General features: G+C 63.1%; 14 protein-coding genes. 11 read left to right on the top strand and 3 right to left on the bottom strand.

Translation table 11 applies throughout. From position 1 onward, the window contains the following. Positions 1-9: 9 nt before the first annotated feature. The 10 genes from tssH to C0058_RS19070 are packed head-to-tail and all read left to right on the top strand — an operon-like array spanning position 10 to position 13,156. Entirely contained in the window at positions 10-2,574 is a 2,565-nt protein-coding gene (tssH, locus tag C0058_RS19115) for a type VI secretion system ATPase TssH (protein WP_102369327.1), read from the top strand. Continuing rightward, positions 2,574-4,106: a sigma-54-dependent Fis family transcriptional regulator gene (locus C0058_RS19110; protein ID WP_102369326.1), complete on the top strand. Its 1,533-nt coding sequence runs from the start codon at positions 2,574-2,576 to the stop codon at positions 4,104-4,106. Before tssH ends, C0058_RS19110 begins: the two co-directional genes overlap by 1 nt. A gap of 33 nt (positions 4,107-4,139) precedes the next feature. Further along, complete coding sequence (locus tag C0058_RS19105) at positions 4,140-4,271, top strand: hypothetical protein (RefSeq protein ID WP_003208049.1); 132 nt, start codon at positions 4,140-4,142, stop codon at positions 4,269-4,271. Positions 4,272-4,289: 18 nt separating this feature from the next. After that, positions 4,290-5,471, top strand: a complete 1,182-nt coding sequence (tagH, locus tag C0058_RS19100; protein WP_102369325.1) for a type VI secretion system-associated FHA domain protein TagH — start codon at positions 4,290-4,292, stop codon at positions 5,469-5,471. Between the two features lie 5 nt (positions 5,472-5,476). Then, the gene (gene tssJ, locus C0058_RS19095) at positions 5,477-5,959 is read left to right on the top strand and encodes a type VI secretion system lipoprotein TssJ (protein WP_023658927.1); all 483 of its coding nucleotides are present in this window, start codon (positions 5,477-5,479) and stop codon (positions 5,957-5,959) included. Position 5,960: 1 nt separating this feature from the next. Next, positions 5,961-7,289 carry a type VI secretion system baseplate subunit TssK gene (gene tssK, locus C0058_RS19090; RefSeq protein WP_102369324.1) on the top strand — a complete coding sequence of 443 codons (1,329 nt, stop codon included), beginning with the start codon at positions 5,961-5,963 and terminating at the stop codon, positions 7,287-7,289. A gap of 4 nt (positions 7,290-7,293) precedes the next feature. Further along, entirely contained in the window at positions 7,294-8,154 is an 861-nt protein-coding gene (icmH, locus tag C0058_RS19085) for a type IVB secretion system protein IcmH/DotU (protein ID WP_102369323.1), read from the top strand. Between the two features lie 15 nt (positions 8,155-8,169). Then, positions 8,170-11,556, top strand: coding sequence for a type VI secretion system membrane subunit TssM (tssM, locus tag C0058_RS19080; protein ID WP_102369322.1), 3,387 nt, complete (start codon positions 8,170-8,172; stop codon positions 11,554-11,556). Continuing rightward, positions 11,553-12,290 (top strand): PP2C family serine/threonine-protein phosphatase, encoded by a 738-nt coding sequence (locus C0058_RS19075; RefSeq protein ID WP_083853231.1) that lies wholly within the window; start codon positions 11,553-11,555, stop codon positions 12,288-12,290. The genes tssM and C0058_RS19075 overlap by 4 nt, the downstream gene beginning before the upstream one ends. Further along, positions 12,278-13,156: a serine/threonine-protein kinase gene (locus C0058_RS19070; protein ID WP_087694171.1), complete on the top strand. Its 879-nt coding sequence runs from the start codon at positions 12,278-12,280 to the stop codon at positions 13,154-13,156. The genes C0058_RS19075 and C0058_RS19070 overlap by 13 nt, the downstream gene beginning before the upstream one ends. Here the strand turns inward: C0058_RS19070 and C0058_RS19065 are convergent. Both C0058_RS19065 and C0058_RS19060 read right to left on the bottom strand, forming a co-directional pair. After that, a complete protein-coding gene (locus C0058_RS19065) occupies positions 13,153-13,482 on the bottom strand; it encodes a DUF6388 family protein (protein ID WP_087694170.1) in 330 nt (109 codons plus the stop codon). The two genes, C0058_RS19070 and C0058_RS19065, sit on opposite strands and share 4 nt — an antisense overlap. 27 nt (positions 13,483-13,509) lie before the next feature. Continuing rightward, entirely contained in the window at positions 13,510-14,805 is a 1,296-nt protein-coding gene (locus C0058_RS19060) for a serine hydrolase domain-containing protein (RefSeq protein WP_371857027.1), read from the bottom strand. A 254-nt stretch (positions 14,806-15,059) separates the two neighbouring features. Between C0058_RS19060 and C0058_RS19055 the strand changes: the two genes are divergently transcribed. Further along, complete coding sequence (locus tag C0058_RS19055; RefSeq protein ID WP_102369320.1) at positions 15,060-17,153, top strand: EAL domain-containing protein; 2,094 nt, start codon at positions 15,060-15,062, stop codon at positions 17,151-17,153. Here the strand turns inward: C0058_RS19055 and C0058_RS19050 are convergent. Beyond that, positions 17,131-17,997, bottom strand: a complete 867-nt coding sequence (locus C0058_RS19050; RefSeq protein WP_087694167.1) for a LysR family transcriptional regulator — start codon at positions 17,995-17,997, stop codon at positions 17,131-17,133. The two genes, C0058_RS19055 and C0058_RS19050, sit on opposite strands and share 23 nt — an antisense overlap. Positions 17,998-18,012: the final 15 nt, after the last annotated feature.

The following is an 18,012-nucleotide window of genomic DNA, read 5'->3' as shown; positions in this document are numbered from 1 at the left end:
TTGATGGATATGATGAATGTGGATCTGCAACAACTTATCCAGGCATTGACGGCGTCCACACGGCGCGACCTGGAACGCAGCGCCGAGCGTTGTGTCACCCGGGGCGGCGGCGAGGTCCTGGTGGAAGACTTGCTGCTGACGCTCCTGGAGCATCCCGAGGGTGTTCTTATGCGAGCGCTGCAGGATGCGGGCGTGGATGCCGGGGAATTGCAGGCCGTGCTGCAACCTCGGGTCGACCAGAGCGCGTCCCGCAATCCGGTGTTTTCGCCCGCCCTGGTGCAATGGCTGCAGCAGGCGTTGCTGGTTGCCCATCTGGAGCTGGGCCGACGGGAAGTGGACCATGGCGCCTTGCTGCTCGCCTTGTTGCGCAACCCGATGCAGCACGCTGGCAGCCGTTACCAGGCGGTGATGAGCACGCTTGATGCACCGCGTGTGCTCGGATTTCTCTTGAGTGAAAACGCGCAGGCGGCTCCAGCTGAGGCGGGGAGTTCCTTGCTGGAGCGCTTTACCCATGACCTGACTCGCCAGGCCCGGGACGGGAAACTCGACCCCGTGCTCTGTCGCGATAACGAAGTCCGGCAAATGATCGATACGCTCGCGCGGCGGCGCAAGAACAACCCCATTCTGGTGGGCGAGGCGGGTGTCGGGAAAACCGCGATAGTCGAGGGCCTGGCCCTGCGGATCGTCAGCGCGCAAGTGCCAGAGGTGCTCAGGAAGGTGCGCCTGCTGACCCTGGACATGGGCCTGCTGCAAGCCGGTGCCAGTATCAAGGGTGAGTTCGAGCGCCGCCTCAAAGGCTTGATCGATGAGGTCAACGCCTCGCCGCAACCGGTCATCCTGTTCATCGATGAGGCCCATACCCTGGTCGGCGCAGGCGGCTCGGCCGGCAGCTCCGATGCCGCCAACCTGCTCAAGCCAGCGCTGGCACGAGGTGAGTTGCGTACCATCGCCGCGACGACCTGGTCGGAGTACAAGAAGTACTTCGAGAAAGACCCGGCGTTGGCGCGGCGTTTTCAGCCGGTGCAGGTGCACGAGCCGACGGTTGACGATGCCGTGACGATTTTGCGTGGGTTGGTCCCGGTGTATGAGGCCAGCCACGGAGTCTACGTGCGCGATGACGCCGTGGTCGCCGCCGCGCAGCTGAGTGCCCGCTACCTGGCCGGCCGCCAGTTGCCGGACAAGGCTGTGGACGTGCTGGACACCGCTTGTGCCCGGGTGCGGATCAGCCTGGTCACGGCGCCGGACGAACTGCAGCAGTTGCGCGCCGAACTGGCCGAGGGCACGCGCCAGCAACGTGCCGTGCGCAGGGATGCCGACGCGGGGTTGGCCATCGATGAACAGGTGCTGCAGCACCTCACCCGGAGACTGGAAGAAGTAGAAGTCGCACGGTTCCAGCTTGAACAACGCTGGACCCACCAGCGCGAACTGGCCGAGAAGGTACTCTCGCTGCGCCAGCAACTGGCCGACGCCGGTAACCTTGGCGAAAGCACTGAGGCTCTCGCTTCGCTCCTGGCCCAGAACCATCAGGCGTTGCAGGCCATACAGCACGAACAGCGATTGGTCAGCTTCGAAGTATGCCCACGGTTGGTGGCACAGGTTATCAGCGCCTGGACGGGTATTCCCCTGGAGCAGCTTGCCCGCGAACACAGCGCGAAGGTCCTGAACTTTGCGGATGATCTGCGTGGTCGCATCCTCGGCCAGGAAGGTGCCGTGCAGGTCCTGGACCGTTGCCTGCGGGCTGTCGCGGCCGGCGTGAACAGGCCTGATGCCCCCGTGGGGGTATTTCTGTTGGTGGGCCCCAGTGGTGTCGGCAAAACTGAAACAGCCCACGCCCTGGCCGACCTGTTGTATGGCGGCGAGCGCTTTGTCACCACGATCAACATGTCTGAATACCAGGAGAAACACTCACTGTCCCGGCTGATCGGCGCACCACCGGGTTATGTCGGTTACGGGGAGGGCGGGGTGCTGACTGAGGCGGTGCGGCAAAAGCCCTATTCAGTGGTGCTGCTCGATGAGGTGGAAAAGGCCGATCCGGATGTCCTGAACCTGTTTTACCAGGTGTTCGACAAAGGGGTAGCCAATGATGGAGAAGGACGTGAAATCGACTTTCGCAATACCCTGATCCTGATGACTTCCAACCTGGGCAGCGATCTTGTCACCGGGCTGTGCGCCGACAGTCAACGACCGGCTGTCGAAGTACTGCACGCCGCGATCCGGCCGGTACTGACAGCTCATTTCAAGCCGGCGCTGCTGGCCCGTATGCGAGTCGTGCCGTATTACCCGGTGGCAGGCGCGGTGCTGCACCAACTGATTGAACACAAACTTCAGCGCCTGGGCCAGCGTCTGCTTCAGCGCAAGCTCGCATTCAGTCACGCAGGGGATCTTGTCGCACACATGGCCGAGCACTGTAGCCGCAGTGGGAGTGGCGCGCGGTTTGTCGACCAATGGATCGAGGAAAACCTGTTGCCGCAGGTGGTGGATCGCCTGCTGGGTGCGATGGCCGTTGGCAAGTCCCTGCAGTTCGTCCATGCCAGGCTGGATGCCAACGGCACCGTAATCTGTGAGTTCAGCTGATGGCGGACAATCCGTTTACCCAGTTGCCAAGCCCGCTGGACTACGCCGCTGCCTTGTTGGGATGGTTTACCCGGTTGGGCATCAATAGTGACGAATCGACATTGGCCGATGACTTTGCGGCAGGCGCCGCGCAATTGAGCGGCTGCGAGCTTGGCCAGTTGTACTTGCTCGACCAGGCCACCGGCCGCCTCGAACTGGCTGCCCAGTATTTGCCGGGCCTGTCGCCGCCAGGGGCGGTTGTGAGCTCGGGCGCGGATTTGCGGAACGAGCAACTGTTGCAGTACGTGCTGCAACAGAACCGCGTGTTCAACCTCACCGAGGCAGGCAGCAGTGTGTATGACACGGGGTTTCTGCCAGCGGGCGCGGCGTCCTGGCAATCACTCCTGTGCGTGCCGTTACCGGGGCCGAGCAAGCAGGTATCCGGGATGGTGTTGTGTGCCAGCCTGCGAGCGACGGAGCTGGCTGGCTACGGTGCGTCCCTGGGCCAATTGGGCAGTTTTGTCTTGAGCCAGTTGGCCCTGTTGCGGCGAATGCGCCGGGCTCCCGGTGCGTTGAAGGTGGTTCGCAGCACCCGCAGCACCAGCGCCTACGGCTTGATCGGAAACAGCACGGCCATGGACGAGACGTGCCGCCTGATCGGCAAGGTGGTGCATAGCCCCTACACCGTGCTGCTCCGGGGCGAGACCGGCACCGGTAAAGAGGTGGTCGCCCGGGCCATTCATGCTGCCGGCCCGCGCAGCAGCAAGGCATTTGTGGTGCAAAACTGCGCAGCGTTTCCCGAAGGCTTGCTCGAAAGTGAGTTGTTCGGTTACCGCAAAGGCGCGTTCACCGGGGCCGAAAGAGACCACGCCGGCCTGTTTGACACCGCCCACGGCGGCACGCTGCTGCTCGACGAAATCGGTGATATGCCGCTGTCACTGCAGGCCAAGTTGTTGCGGGTCCTGCAGGAGGGCGAGATTCGGCCGTTGGGTGCCAACACGTCCCACAAGGTCGACGTGCGAATCGTCGCGGCGACACACCGGGACCTCACCAGCATGGTGGCTGAAGGAAGCTTTCGCGAGGACCTTTATTACCGGCTGGCGCAGTTTCCTATCGAGTTGCCGGCGCTGCGCCAGCGGGACGGGGACGTGCTGCAACTGGCCCGGCATTTCGCCGACAAGGCCTGTGCACTGTTGGGGCGAGCCACGGTGGGCTGGTCGAGTGCGGCCCTGGATCAACTGTCCAGCCACCACTTTCCCGGCAACGTTCGTGAGCTCAAATGCATGGTGGAGCGGGCGGTGCTGCTGTGCGACGACGAGGTGATCCTGCCTGCGCATTTATCGCTGCCATCAACCCTGTCCGCGCCCGCTGTCGACGCAACGCTGCGCCAGCGCATGGAGCGAGTCGAGCGGGTAGTGCTGATCGACTGCCTGCGCAAGAACCGTGGCAATCGAACCCGCACCGCCCGTGAACTGGGCCTCGCCCGGCGCACGTTGTTGTACCGCCTTGCACGCCTGGACATTCCGTTTGGCGAAGTCCAGGGAGAGTGCTGAATGGCACACCCTTTCAATTCCGGGAGATACCTGATGCCTGTTAGTCAGTGGCAAGCCCTGGTGCTTGTGTTGTTTTTGCTGAGTGGCTGTAACACCAATCATGTCTTTGACGACGATGACTACCGTCCGCTGGGTGATCCACGGTCCACCGGTCGTGGCCTGTGAGCGCGGAGGAGTCCTGCCATGCAGCTAGTGTTTGAGGTGTGCCCTGCGGGGCCAGCAGAGTCCGCGCCGGCGCTGCGCAAAGTCTTTGACGGTGTGGGGGGCGTCATCGGCCGGGGGGCCGGTTGCGACTGGACCCTGCCTGACACCAGTCGCCAGGTTTCCGGTCGTCACGCGGTGATCAGTTATCGTGACGGCCGGTATTTCCTGACGGATATCAGCAGCAATGGAACCCGCCTGGCAGGCCGCAGTGAGCGTCTGCATGAGGGGCAGCAGCAACCGATAGATGACGGCGCGGTATTTCAGCTGGGGCCGCTGAGTATTCGCGCACGACTGGTCAGCCCACCGCTGGGACAGGGCCAGGACGGATTACACAGGCTGATTCCCGATGATGCATTCCTTGAGCTGGACCCACTGCGGGCAATGGCCAGCGAACTGCAGCGCGAGGACGGGTCGCAAGAGCTGGCGGCCCTGAACATGACCACCTACGAGACATTGCGCTGGACGGACCACGCGGCGGCGGACCGGGATCACCTGACGGTTCCCGAGCTTGTGAAGCCTGCGCGCCAGGTCGCCCCAAGTCCGCAATCGCCCGTTCCAGGTCACGGCTCAGGGCCATTCTGGTTGGGGTTTGCGCAGGCACTCGGTATTGATCTGGGCGACCTCGATGAGTCGGCAAGAGAAGTCCTGGCGATCAAGGCCGCGAGCTTGCTCCGGCAAATGACTGAAGGGTTGCAACAGAGCCTGGGCACCCGTAACGAGCTCAGGCAAGAGCTGAAACTGGCACTCACCCAGACGCCGCTCCAAAGCCCCAACCCACTTAGAGACAGCGCAGACGCCAGTGCGGCCTTGGGGTCGCTGCTGGGTGTCGGGCAGCTGGGGCAGGTTTCCGCCGAGATGCTTGTCATGCGGGCGTACCGCGACATGCAGGCTCACGAGGTGGCCTTGCTGGCGGCCTGCCGCGCGGCAGTACGCGGCGCTCTGGCAGCCTTTGCGCCCGGCCATTTGCTGCTGTGCTTCGAACGCCAGGCAAGGCCGCCGCTGATCCCCCGGTGTGGCGCCCGCTGGCGCGCGTATCAGCGCCATTACCAGGCACTGATCGAGGACGAGCACTTGAGCGAGCGCCTGCTGGGCAGCGACTTCGCCAAGGCGTACGAGGAACAGATTCGTCTGATCTCAACCCTTCACCGTTATCCAGGATGATCTTCATGTCCCGAGTCACCGTTGCATTGTTGTGCGCTGTAATGGGTTTGCTGGGTGGTTGCTCCCTATCGCCCTTTTCGAAGTTGACCAAGCTGGACCTGACACTGACCGCCAGCGAACGGGTCAACCCTGATCTCCATGGTCGCCCGTCGCCGATCGTGGTGCACCTGATGGAGCTTCGACACCCCGTGGCTTTTGAAAATGCGGACTTTTTCAGCCTTTATGCTCATGCCGAGCACACGTTGCCCAAGGACCTGGTGAACCTCGAAGAGCTGGAGTTGCGCCCCGGCGATCACTCCACGCTCAAACTCAGCCTCGAGCCAGGCAGTCGTTATGTCGGTGTGCTGGCGGCGTACCGTGATTTGCCTCACTCGCAATGGCGCTATGTGTTGCCGGTGACCGCGCAGCGATTGACCGGCGCTGAACTGATCCTTGATCAGGCCGGCATTCGGTTGGTCAACCCGCAACCCGCGAAGGCGGGCGACTGACATGTACAGCCAAAAAGTCATCTGGCAGGAAGGCATGTTGCTGCGCCCTCAGCATTTCCAGCAAAACGATCGGTACCACGATCAGCAACTCACGCGCCGCACCCAGCTGTTGTGCCGTCACGCCTGGGGCTTCCTGGCCCTGGAAATCGATGTGCAATACCTCAATATGGGCAAGGTCGTTATCAGCCAGGCCAGCGGCATATTGCCGGATGGCAGCCTGTTCGAGCTGGGCGGCGCGATGGAGTCGCTGGTGCTGGAGGTTCCGGAAAATACCGGGAAGCAGTCGATCTACCTGGCCTTGCCGCTGGCCACAGGTAACTGTGTTGAAGCCCGTCGACCCGAGCAGATTGATGTGTTGGCGCGCTACAAGACTCTTGCGGTAGACGTCAGCGACTCCAACGCCGGGGAAGAAGCTCGTCGTCAGGTCAATTGCGGGCAGCTGGATTTTCGCCTGTTGCTGGGGGAGCAACACAGCGACCCGCATTACGTGAAGCTCAAGGTTGCCCAGGTGCTCAGTTGCACCGAGGAGGGCGTCAGCCTGGACCCCGATTTTATCCCGAGCTTCATTCACCTGCATGGCTCCGGCTACCTGCTGTCTTGCCTCAAGGAAGTGATCAGCCTGCTCGCTTACCGGGGGGATGCCATCGCCGAGCGGATTCGCGCCAACGGTACCGCCGCCGGCGCGGAGGTTGGCGACTTCCTGATGTTGCAATTGATCAATCGCACCGAACTGGTCTTGCGTCACTACCTGGGCCTGAGCCAGGTCAGCCCTGAAACGCTGTATCGAACATTGCTGTCGATCCTGGGTGAACTCGCGACGTTTGCCAGCGACAGCAAGCGTGCGCACTTCGAGGGGCATTACCGGCACAGCGACCAGGGCGCCAGCTTTCGTGGATTGATGGAGCCGATTCGCAGCCTGCTGTCGATGGTGCTTGAGCAGCATGCCATTGAGCTGGCGCTGCAGCTTCGCCAGTACGGGGTGCTGGTGTGCCCGGTGAGCGATCTCAACCTGCTGGGTTCGGCGACCTTCATTCTGGCCGCCAGCGCCCATTGTGACGCCGAGGAGCTTCGTCACCGGCTGCCGGCGCACCTCAAGGTCGGCCCTGTGGAGCGGATTCGCGAGTTGGTCAACCTGCAGTTGGCGGGCATCAAGGTCAAGCCGCTGCCGGTGGCTCCCCGGCAGATACCGTTTCATGCCGCCAACACCTATTTCATGCTTGAACTCGGTGCCCGGGACATTGAGCAGTTGAAGCAGTCGGGAGGATTTGCCTTCCACGTCAGCGGTGAATTTGCCGAACTGGAACTGAAATTCTGGGCCATCAGGAACTGAGACCATGGACAGGGAATACCCGCAGGACGAGAAAACCGTCCTGCTTGATCGACAGGGACGCGGACCGGCGCAGGGACCGATGACCGACTTCGCATCGCCGCCGCGTTTCGAACAACTGGAAGACCGGATGATCTACGCGGCCCGCTTGCAGGGCGCGGAGCATTTCGACATTGGCCTGAACAGTTTGGTGGCGCCTGCCTGGGAGCTGTTGTCCGAGGTGGTCCGCCTCAAGCGCAGTACCGCTGAGGAAAGCCTGCGCGCCCTGAATGAACGACTCTCGGCTGCAGTCACGCTGTTCGAGACGCGGGCCCGGCATGACGGGGCCCAAGGCAGCGAGGTCATGGCGGCGCGGTATGTGCTGTGCAGCGTGATCGACGAGGCAGTGGTCACCACCTCATGGGGCAGCCAGAGCGATTGGTCGAAGATGAGCCTGCTGAGCAGTTTTCACAACGAAACCTTCGGCGGCGAGAAGTTTTTCCAGTTGCTTGAGCGCATGTCGAGGGACCCCTTCAAGCACCTGGCGATGCTGGAGTTGATGTACCTGTGCCTGTCCCTCGGGTTTGAGGGCAAGTACCGGGTCATGGAGCGTGGGTTGTTGCAGCTTGAACAGGTTCGGGACGCGCTGTATCGGCAGATCCGGCATGTGCGGGGTGATACGCCTGCGGCGTGCGCGCCGTCGCCCAGGCCGGAACAGCCGCGCCGGAAACGGCTGAGGGTCGTGTCGCTCACCTGGATTGCAGTGTTTGTCGCCGCCAGCCTGTTGAGCCTGTATGCAGGATTTGCCTGGGTGCTGGGCCAGCAGCGTGAAGCGGTGTTGCAACCGTATCAACTCGTGGCGCCGGATATGTTCCGGGCGCCGCTCTAACGCAGGGAGCAACGCATGAACGCATTCTTCAGGAGCGCGGGCGCCGTGCTGGGCAGGGTTTGGGTCTGGAGCCTGCTGCTGGTGCTCGCGGTCGCAATGGCCGTGTGGTTCTTCGGGCCACTGCTGGCTGTCGACGACTATCGATTCTGGCAAGCGGCGGCATCGCGCTTGCTGACAATCAGCGGGCTGTTTTTGTTGTGGGGCCTGGCGATGGTGTATGCCAATTGGCGCAGTATGGCTCGGCAATCAACCGTCGATGACGGCGAACCACGCCCGCGCAAAGGCCAGGTTGAAAACGAGCAGCGGCACCTGCGCGGTCGCTTCAAGGACGCTTTGTACACCCTGAAACACTCCCGGATTTATGGTGAGCGCAGCCCGCGTTGGCGTAATGCATTGCCCTGGTATTTGCTGATCGGCAAGGAAGGCAGTGGCAAGTCCCGGATGTTGGCCGCCAGTGGCTTGCAGTTGCTCCAGGATCAGGGCGCGTCGGTAGCGACGCAGGGCGGTGCCACGCGGGACTGTAACTGGCATTTCGCCGAGGACGGCGTGTTGCTCGACGTCGCCGGCCGCTACCTTACCCAGCCTGACAGCCAGGTCGATGGCGCGGGTTGGTCGACGCTGCTGGAGCTGCTCAAGGTGCGGCGCCGGACACGCCCGCTCAACGGTGTGGTGGTGGCGCTGTCCACGGACACATTACTCCATGGCAGCGAGCGTGAGCTGGAGAATGAGGCGCGGGCAGTCCAGAGTCGGTTGCTGGAGATCCGCCAGACGTTGCATGTGGAGGTGCCGATCTACCTGGTGGTGACCCAGGCCGACCGCCTGCCGGGGTTTGCGGAGTTCTTCGAGCGGCCGTTGGGCGAAGGCAGTGATGCGGTGTTGGGCGAATCTATCGTCCCAGGCAAAGCGGGTATTGGCATTGCCCAGGTACGACAGGCGTTTGAAGCACTGCTGCAGCGCTTGAGCGGTGAGCTTGTGCAGCGCCTGCACCAGGAACGCAACAGTGATCTGCGCGGACGGATGCTCGACTTCCCCCATCAGGCGGCCCGGATTGGCGAGCGCCTGAGCCTCTATATCGACGTTGCTTTTTGCGGCCCGCGTTATCAGCACACCAACGGCTTTCGTGGTTTCTACTTGACCAGCGCCGACGGTGGCCCACAGGCACTTGAACCACGTGCGTACTTTATCCAGGGCTTGTTCAGCCGGGTGATTCTGGCGCAAGCCGACCTGGCGGACCTCGATAGCCAGGAGCGCCGTCGAATCCGCCAGCACCAGGGGGGGCTGGCCCTGGGCGCGCTAGTGGTCGTCGTGGCGGCGGGCTTGCTGTGGACCCACAGTTACTCCTCCAATCATCAACGTCTGGAGCAACTGCAGGCGCTGGCACGACAGCCCGCACCCGTGCAGCCTGGGTCAGACGCTACCCAGGCACTCCTGCCGCTGCTGGACAGCCGCCTGGCGGCCACGCGGATTTTCCCCTTGCCGGGCGAAGCCAGGCTGGTTGAGCGGATGGGGTTGTATCAGGGCAGTATCAGCCGTCCGGTGCTGGAGCAGGCCTACGAGCGTGCCTTGGGGCGGCTGTTGCTGTCCCAGGTCAGCGAGATGCTACAGGAACAGGTTCGCGGCAGCCTGGAAGATCGTGAACGGCTGCTGGATAACCTCCGGGCGTACCTGATGCTCAACCTGCGGGAGCGGCGGGATGTCGGCTGGCTGCGTGAGCGGGTGGCGGGGCATTGGTCTGTACGGTTTGCCGGTGAGCCCTCCGTGCAAAACCGGTTGAATGAACATTTCGCGCGCTTGCTTGAGCAGCCGTTCGTGCAGCCGCTCGATGACGAGCTGGTGGCCCGCGCGCGCCACGTGTTGCGCGGCGAATCGCTGGTTGACGTGGTGTACCGGGTGCTGCGCGAACAAGCTCGCGGCCTTGAACCGTTGCGCCTTGCACACGGGCGGGTGTTTGAGGGGGGCGAGCGTTCCATTCCGGGGTTTTATACCCGCACGTACCAGCGGCATTTTGAAGCGCAGGGCGCGCGGCTGGTGAACACCATCGTCCAGGACAACTGGGTGCTGGGAGAGGGCGCCGACCTGAGCGCCATGGATTTGCAACGGTTGATGGTGGAGCTTGAACAACGCTACTTCAGCGAGTATGCCGATGCCTGGAGCGAGGCGCTTGGGCAGGTTGGCCTGCGTGAAACTGAAAACTCCAGGCAAGGCGCCGAACAGCTCGCCAGCTTGACGTCGGCCCAGTCGCCGTTGTTGCAGTTGTTGCAGCAGGTTCGTGACCACACGCGCCTGCCGTCGGCCAGTGAGCGCCTCGACGAGCTGGCTGCCAAGCTGCCTGGACCTGCGGCAGAGCGGTTGCCGACCGCCGCCGGGCTGGTCAATGCCTTGCCCGACAGCGCACGGCGAGCCATGCAGCGCCGCTTCGAGCCCTTGCACCAGTTGCTGGACAACCATGAGAACCCGGGAGTCGAGTTGACCGGCGTGTTACAGGCGCTCAACGACTTGCACCTGCAGTTGGCGAGCTTGAATCGCGAAGGCGCGCCGGAGCCGGTCGCGTTCGAGATGGTCAAGCGGCGGATCCAGGGGCAACAGGATGCGCTGAGTAACCTGCGCAACGTGGCCGCGCGTTTGCCGCTGCCGCTGGCGGGCTGGTTCGAAAGCCTGGCCGACGAGCATTGGCGCCGCCTGCTCGACCAGGCTTATCGGCATGTGAACCAGCGTTATCAGAGCGAGGTATATGGTTTCTACAGCAGGGCGATCAAGCTGCGTTTCCCGTTCAATGCCCACGCCAGCAGCGACGTTTCCCTCAACGACTTCCAGGAGTTTTTCAAGCCTGAGGGGATCATGGCGCGATTCTTTGACAGCTATCTGAAGCCTTTCGTCAGCGGTGATTCCGGGCGCTACAGGCTGCGTAGCCTGGATGGGCGCAGCTTGCCGATGTCTCGGGCGTTGCTCGACCAGCAGGCGAAGGTGCAGGTGATCAGGCGCGGTTTTTTTGCGGATGAGCCGGGGGACTTGCAGGTTCGTTTCACGCTCGCGCCCTATAGCCTGGACCCGTCGGTGAGTCGCGCGGTCTTGCGTTTGGGTGGTCAGCAGATGGAGTACCGGCACGGGCCGATTGTCCCCATGGCGATGCAATGGCCAGCCGAGGCTGAGAATGGTCGCAGCAGCCTGGTGCTGGAGCGGGGCAGCGAGCGGGCGTTGGGGCTCGAAAAAAATACCGGGGCCTGGTCCCTGTTTCGCTTGTTCGACTTGATGCAGAACGAACCCTCCAGCGGGCAGGATGAGCTGATCCTCAAGGCTGACCTGGCAGGCTTGCGCGCCAACTACCTGCTGACCAGCCGACGCACCCCCAATCCATTTCAGATGGCGCAGTGGCGAACTTTTCGCCTGCCGGAGCAGTTGTGAGCCAACCTCGCGACCGCTGGCACAGCGCCGGTCGCACAGACCGTGGAAAGGTCCGTTTACGCAACGAGGATGCCTTTCTCGATTGCCCCGGGACGGGCTGCTGGGCCGTGGCGGACGGGATGGGCGGGCATCAGGCGGGGGACATCGCCAGCCAGCTGGTGGTCGATGGCCTGGCGTCATTGCCCGGCCAGGGCAGCCTGGATGAACGCGTCGAGGCGACCTGTCGTTGCCTGCAATGGCTCAACCGGCGGCTGGGCGATGAATTGACGCTGGCCTCCCATGGCGCCGAGGCCATCATGGGAAGCACGGTCGTGGCGTTGTTGCTTCAGGGCGATCGCGCTGCGTGTGTCTGGGCCGGTGACAGTCGTTGCTATCTGTGGCGCGGGCAGACGCTGTACCAGCTGTCGCGAGACCATTCGCTGTGTGAGCAATTGATTGACCAGCAGGTGAGCCCGGAACAGGCCAGGGCCCATCCAGACGCACGGGCCTTGACCCGGGCCATCGGCTCGCGGGCACCACTGAGCCCGCAGGTCCTGGAACTCGGTACCTTGGCAGGGGATGTGTTTCTGTTGTGTAGCGACGGCCTGTACCAGGCGCTTAGCCACTCTGAGTTGGGCCAGGCCTTGAGCCAGGGAAACCCGCAACGTGTCCTGGACCAGCTGTTTGCAGGTGTCTTGCGCGGCACGGCCGGCGACAACCTGACCGCTGTGGTGGTGCAGTCATGCGCGACCTGACCCACTTTGCCTTTGCCAAGGCCCCGATAAACCCACCGCGCGACGGAGCCCCCGAGTTGCTGGCCGGGCGGTACCTGATCGAGCGCGTGTTGGGCGCAGGCGGCATGGGCGTGGTCTATCGTGCGCGGGACCTGCTGCACGAACAGTTTGGCGAACCCTGTTCCAGTGTCGCGATCAAGGTGTTGGGCGAAGCCATCCGCGAGTCTGCGGATGCCCACGTGTTGCTGTACAACGAGTTTGCCCTGACCCGCAGCCTGCGGCATGAGCAGGTGGTGCGTGTGTATTCATTTGAAGTGGATGCTCCCGGCCAGATCGCATTCTTTACCATGGAACTGCTCCAGGGCATGACCCTGGACCGGTTGCTGCTGGAGTGCCCCGGCGGTTTACCCTGGCAAGCGCTGCAAGGCATCGCCGTGCAATTGCTCGACGCGTTGCGCCATAGCCATCAGCAGGGTGTGCTGCACGGGGATGTGAAACCCGCCAATGTCATGGTGGGAGACGGCGGGTTGCGCTTGTTCGATTTCGGTCTGGGCGAGGCTTGCGGACAGGCCCCGGCAGGTTCTCCAGGCTTGAGTCGCAGCCGCTTCAATGCCTGGACGCCCGCGTACGCCGCGCCGGAGTTGCTGGCTGGCGGAGCACTGTCGGCCAGCGCCGACCTGTATGCAGTGGCCTGTGTATTGTACGAGTTGGCACAAGGCCGACGCCACGCCAGTGACAGGCCGGCCCGGCCCAGGCAACTGCCTCGCCATTGCTGGCCTGTATTGCGTACGGCGTTGACGGCTGACCCTGAACGCAGGGCCGTTACTCTTGATGAATTACGCGCGGTGCTCGCTGATCGCAGGAAGGGCCTGGGCCGCTGGTTCTAGACGGGCAAGTCGTGCAGCTGGCAATACTCGAACCAACTCAGGCCTGCCATTTGCGCCACCTCCTTGTGCACCTCAAGGCGTTGCGCCTCGAACTCCGCCGGGGAATGCGCCGTCAATTTCAGCGTCAGTTCCCAGGCGAACAAGCCCTGTTGCTCCGCTTCTGCCTCGAAGGCTTCATGCAGGCGCTCGGCGCGGTACTGCTCCATGGTTTCCCCTTTGGCCTGGGCCGCCAGGGGGTTCAATGTATTCAATTCCGCGGCCAGGGCCGGGTGTTCACTCAAGAATCGGTCCAGGGCTAGCTGGTGGTTTTCGCCGGGTTGGGACAAAGGTTTACTCCACGGTAAGAGAGACGGTCAGTCTGGCTTGGACATTAAAAAAGCCGCCATGGCTGCATAGGCGGGCAAGGTCACCCCATCATTGGCGGCGTTGCCGGCCACCGGGTGGGAGGCATAGCGAACAATCACCATTTCGGCCTTGGGGTCGATGTAGGTGCTCTGGCCATGCACCCCACGCGCCATGAAGGCACCGTCGGGATTGTGGGTTACCCACCACATGTTGCGATAGCTCCAGCCCTTCAATTGAGCGTAGCCGGCCTGGGCGAACGCCTGCTTGTCGCCGCCCTGGCGAATATCCGTCACCACGTTTTCGGGCACGATCTGCTGGCCATTGAAGCGCCCGCCGTTGCGCAGCATCTCGGCAAACCGGGCCAGGTCCCGCAGCCCGGTGTTCAGGCCGCCACCGGCGAAGGGTGTGCCGATGGAGTCAACGGTGAAGTAGGCGTCCTGTTCGGCGCCAAGCCGACTCCAGATGCGTTCGCTGAGCAGTTGCGCGACATTGCGCCCGGTCGCGCGGGCAATCACCCAGCCGAGTACGTCGGTATTGACGGTCTTGTAGCCGAAGGCACGCCCGTGTTCGCCGCGCTGCTTAACCGTTTGCAGGAACTCGTAGTAGCTGCGCGGCCCGGTGTAGTCCTTGGGTTTGGGCAGCGGGTTGCCGGCCTGGGCGTGGGCCCAGACTTCGGCGTTGGGGTCGGCATAATCTTCGCTGTAGTCCAGGGCGGTGGTCATGTCCAGCACCTGGCGCAAGGTGGCGCTGCCAAAGGCCGAACCGCCGAGTTCGGGCACGTAGTCGACGATCTTTTTCTGTGGGTCCAGGGTGCCATCGGCCACCAGCATCGCGCCCAGGGTACCGATCACCGATTTGGTGACCGACATGGCCGCGTGTTGCCCATCCTCCTTGAGCACCCCGAAATAACGCTCATAAACCACCGTGCCGCGATGCATCACCACGATGCCATCGGTGTAGGTGGCGTCCAGGGCCTGGCGCCAGGTCAGCGGCTGGGCTGCACCCACTGGCTGCACGGGGATTGCGTCGAGTGCCGGGTCGAGTTTGCGTGGCAATGCCAGCGGTGCGCCGAGCCCGCGGGAGACGTTAACCGTGGGCATCAATTGGCGAAAGTTGGCGACACTCCAGCGCATCGCCGGGAAGCGGAAATAGCTGCCGTCTTCAAAGCGTACGGTGCGGTCGGCCGGCGGCGGTGCGCCGACCATCCATTGCAGCCTGGCCGGGTCGCTGGCCTGGGCATCGGCGAAGGTCGGGGTGGCGGCGCCGGCCAACGGGCTGGTCAGCCCAAGCAGCGCACAGGCCATGAGGGGAGTGAATCGCAGCATCAGTCGAGTCCGTTCGAGGGGGGCGTCGTTTTTTACGACAACCAGTGCGCCAAAGGATGGGCCAACCCGAGCCAATCGACAAGCAGCAAGCCCCTGCGGTGATTCTGAATAAATGCGCCAGGGGCGGCAAAAGCCTTTCGCTTGCGGTGTCAGGGCGTGTAGCGTTACCCCGTGATAAGGCGACAGCCAGGTGTTATTTTGCGACCCTGGCATCAGGGACCGAGGGACAGGTGATGGCGCAAACGCTGTTCAAGCTTTTCTTCACCCAGCGGCTGGCGGCCCTCGCCAGTACCGAGTCGTTGCGGGCCATACGCGAGGGGCTGTTGTGGATCCTGCCGTGCCTGCTGGTATCGGCCGGTTTCCTGGTCCTGTCCGAATGCGCCCGAGTGCTGGGTTTCGACCCTCAGGTGGTGGCCTTCCTGGCGGGGTTGCACAACCAGATCAGCTCGGTGATCCCGCTGCTGGTGGCAGCCTCCATCGGTTACATGCTCGCGATCCAGCACCGCCTGCCGCAACTTCCGGTAGCGTTCCTGTGCCTGGCCCATGTAGTGATCGCCACGTTTGTGCTGCGGGATTTTCCCCGAGCCTCGGCGACCTTCGTGTTGTTCATCGCCATCGCCTCACCGCTGATCAATGTGCCCGCCATCGCCTGGCTGCATCGGCGTCGCTGGACGCGGTTGATCAACGAAGACCTGGTGGGGCACAACCTCAAGGGCACCCTCAATATGGTGGTGCCGGGGGCGATCACGGCGCTCGGGCTGGTGCTCGTGCTGTCGTTGCTGTTGCAGATTCCGCAGGTGGCACAGCTTCAGGGGCCGCAGGTGCTCGATGCACTGGAGACGCCCTATGGCAGCGGCCTGTTTGTGACCCTGATGAATTCGCTGCTGTGGTTTTTCGGGATCCATGGGGTCTACGCCATGCAGCCGTTTTTTGATGTGCTGGACCAGGCGGTCGGGCTCAATAATGCGGCGGTGGCCGCGGGCGAGCCGGTCAAATATCTACTGAATGGCGGCTTGCTGGGCAGTTTCGCGTTTATCGGCGGTTCGGGTGGTGCCCTGTGCCTGCTGCTGGCGATCCTGCTGTTTTCCAAAAGCCGGTCCATGCGACTGGTGGCGATGGCGAGCCTGCCGTTGTCGTTGTTCAATGTCAGTGAAGTGCTGTTGTTTGGCTTGCCGATCATTCTTAACCCGCGGCTGTTCATTCCCTTTCTGGTGGTGCCGGCGTTCAACGTGATACTGGCGTTGATGGTGGTGCAGATTGGCTGGGTGTCGCCTGCGGTGGTGAGCGTGCCATTTACTGCGCCGGTGTTGCTCAACGCCTACCTGAGCACCCACGGCGATCTTGCGGCAGTGTTGCTGCAGGTGGTGTTGCTGGGGGTAGGCATGCTGATCTATGCGCCCTATGTGCGCGCGATCAACCGCCAGGCCACGGAGGGCGGCACGGTGTATTTGAAGTCGCTGGACATGACCTTTCGCGGCCTGGAAGAAAAAGGCCGCTTGCTGGAGCTGGACCCGGTGATGGCGTCCCACAAGGCCCAGGCGCGCCAGGTCAGCGAGTTGAGCCATATCCAGCAGATCAGCGACTACGAGTTCTACCTCGAATTCCAGCCGCAGATTTCCACCCGGACCGGGCTATGCACCGGTTGCGAAGCGTTGATGCGGGCCCGGGACGCCGAAGGTACGGTGCATTCACCCTGGGAGTTCCTGCAATGGCTGGCCCATGCCAGGTTGATGCCCGACGTGGATGTGTGGGTGGCATCCCAGGCTGTGCGCCAGTACCAGAAGTGGCAGAAGGTCGGGTTTACCTTGCCGATGACGATCAATATCTCCAGCGCCACGCTGACTACCCCGGCGTATGGTGATCGGCTGGTGGAAATACTGGCCCAGGCCCACGGGCAGGTTTCGGTGGAGATCACTGAGGATGCGCTGGTGGGCGATATCCAGGGCACGCGGCAGATGATCGAGAAGCTCCAGGCGATTGGTGCCAAGGTGTATATCGACGACTTCGGCACCGGATTTTCAGCGCTGAGTTACCTGCACCAGTTCCCCGTAGATTTCATCAAGATCGATCGCAGTTTCGTGGTCGCCCAGCATGATCCAAAGGGCGCCCAGGTGTTGACCGGGATGCTGCGGTTCTGTGAGGCGTTGAACCTCGGGGTGGTGGTGGAGGGCGTGGAAACCGCCGAGCAACTGGCGTTTTTGCAGTCGGGCTCGGAGCTGATCATCCAGGGCTGGTATTTCAGCAAGGCGCTGCCGGGCGATGAACTGGAGCGGTTCGTGCGCGGGCGGTATACCCAGATGCAATCTAACGCTCCAGAACCCCTCTGAAGGTTGCGCTCAACGCCCGCAATGTCTCGCGGGAGCGGCCGTCGCTGATTCGGCTATGCAGCACGATTTCACTGACGGGCAATGCCGGTAATCCGTACTGTTCGCTGACGTCTACGGCGCCCGCCGGCGCCACTCGCCGGGCCAGCGCCGCCACACCCAGGCCGGCGCTGACTGCCGCACCTACCGCCATTACGCCGCCGCCGACAAACACTTCGGTCCAGTCAATCCGCGCCTCATCCAGCGCGCGCACCGCCAGGTGTCGCACGCCGCAGGGCGAGGCCATTGTTGCCATGCGCAGGGGCGTGCCGGGCGTGTGCTGCCAGGTAGGCGCGGCGAACCAGCCAAAGCGCTCCACCACCAATACCTCACCGTCTTGGCGATCGCCTTCGTTGCGCACGATCACCGCGTCCAGTTCGTTGCGGTCGAACGCCGCCACCAGGTCGCGGGACGAAGCGATCCGCACCTCCAGGATCACCAGCGGGTCATAGGCGGCCAGGCGGCTGAGCCACAGTGGCAGGTCCGGCCCGGCCACGTGGTCGCTGATGCCGATCACCAACCGTCGGGGGGCGCCATTGCCCATGTCACCCAACGCCCGTTCGTGGGCATTGAGCAATGCGCGGGCGGCGACGATGAACTGCTCGCCCTGGGGCGACAGCCGCACATGCCGCGGTGTACGAACCAGCAGGCGATAACCGAGGCGTTCTTCCAGGCGCTTGAGCTTGAGGCTGATGGCTGCCTGCGAGGTGTCCAGTGCCTGGGCCGCGCGGGTGAAGCTGGCGAAATCGGCGACCAGGACAAAGGCGTGCACGGTGTCGATATCCAGCGGCTTGAGTGCGTCGGTCATTTCAGTTCCTTATCA

It is taken from the genome of Pseudomonas sp. NC02, from assembly GCF_002874965.1.
GTDB lineage: Bacteria > Pseudomonadota > Gammaproteobacteria > Pseudomonadales > Pseudomonadaceae > Aquipseudomonas.
The sequence above is the reverse complement of the archived record's forward strand: the minus strand, read 5'-3'. Positions and strand labels throughout refer to the sequence as shown.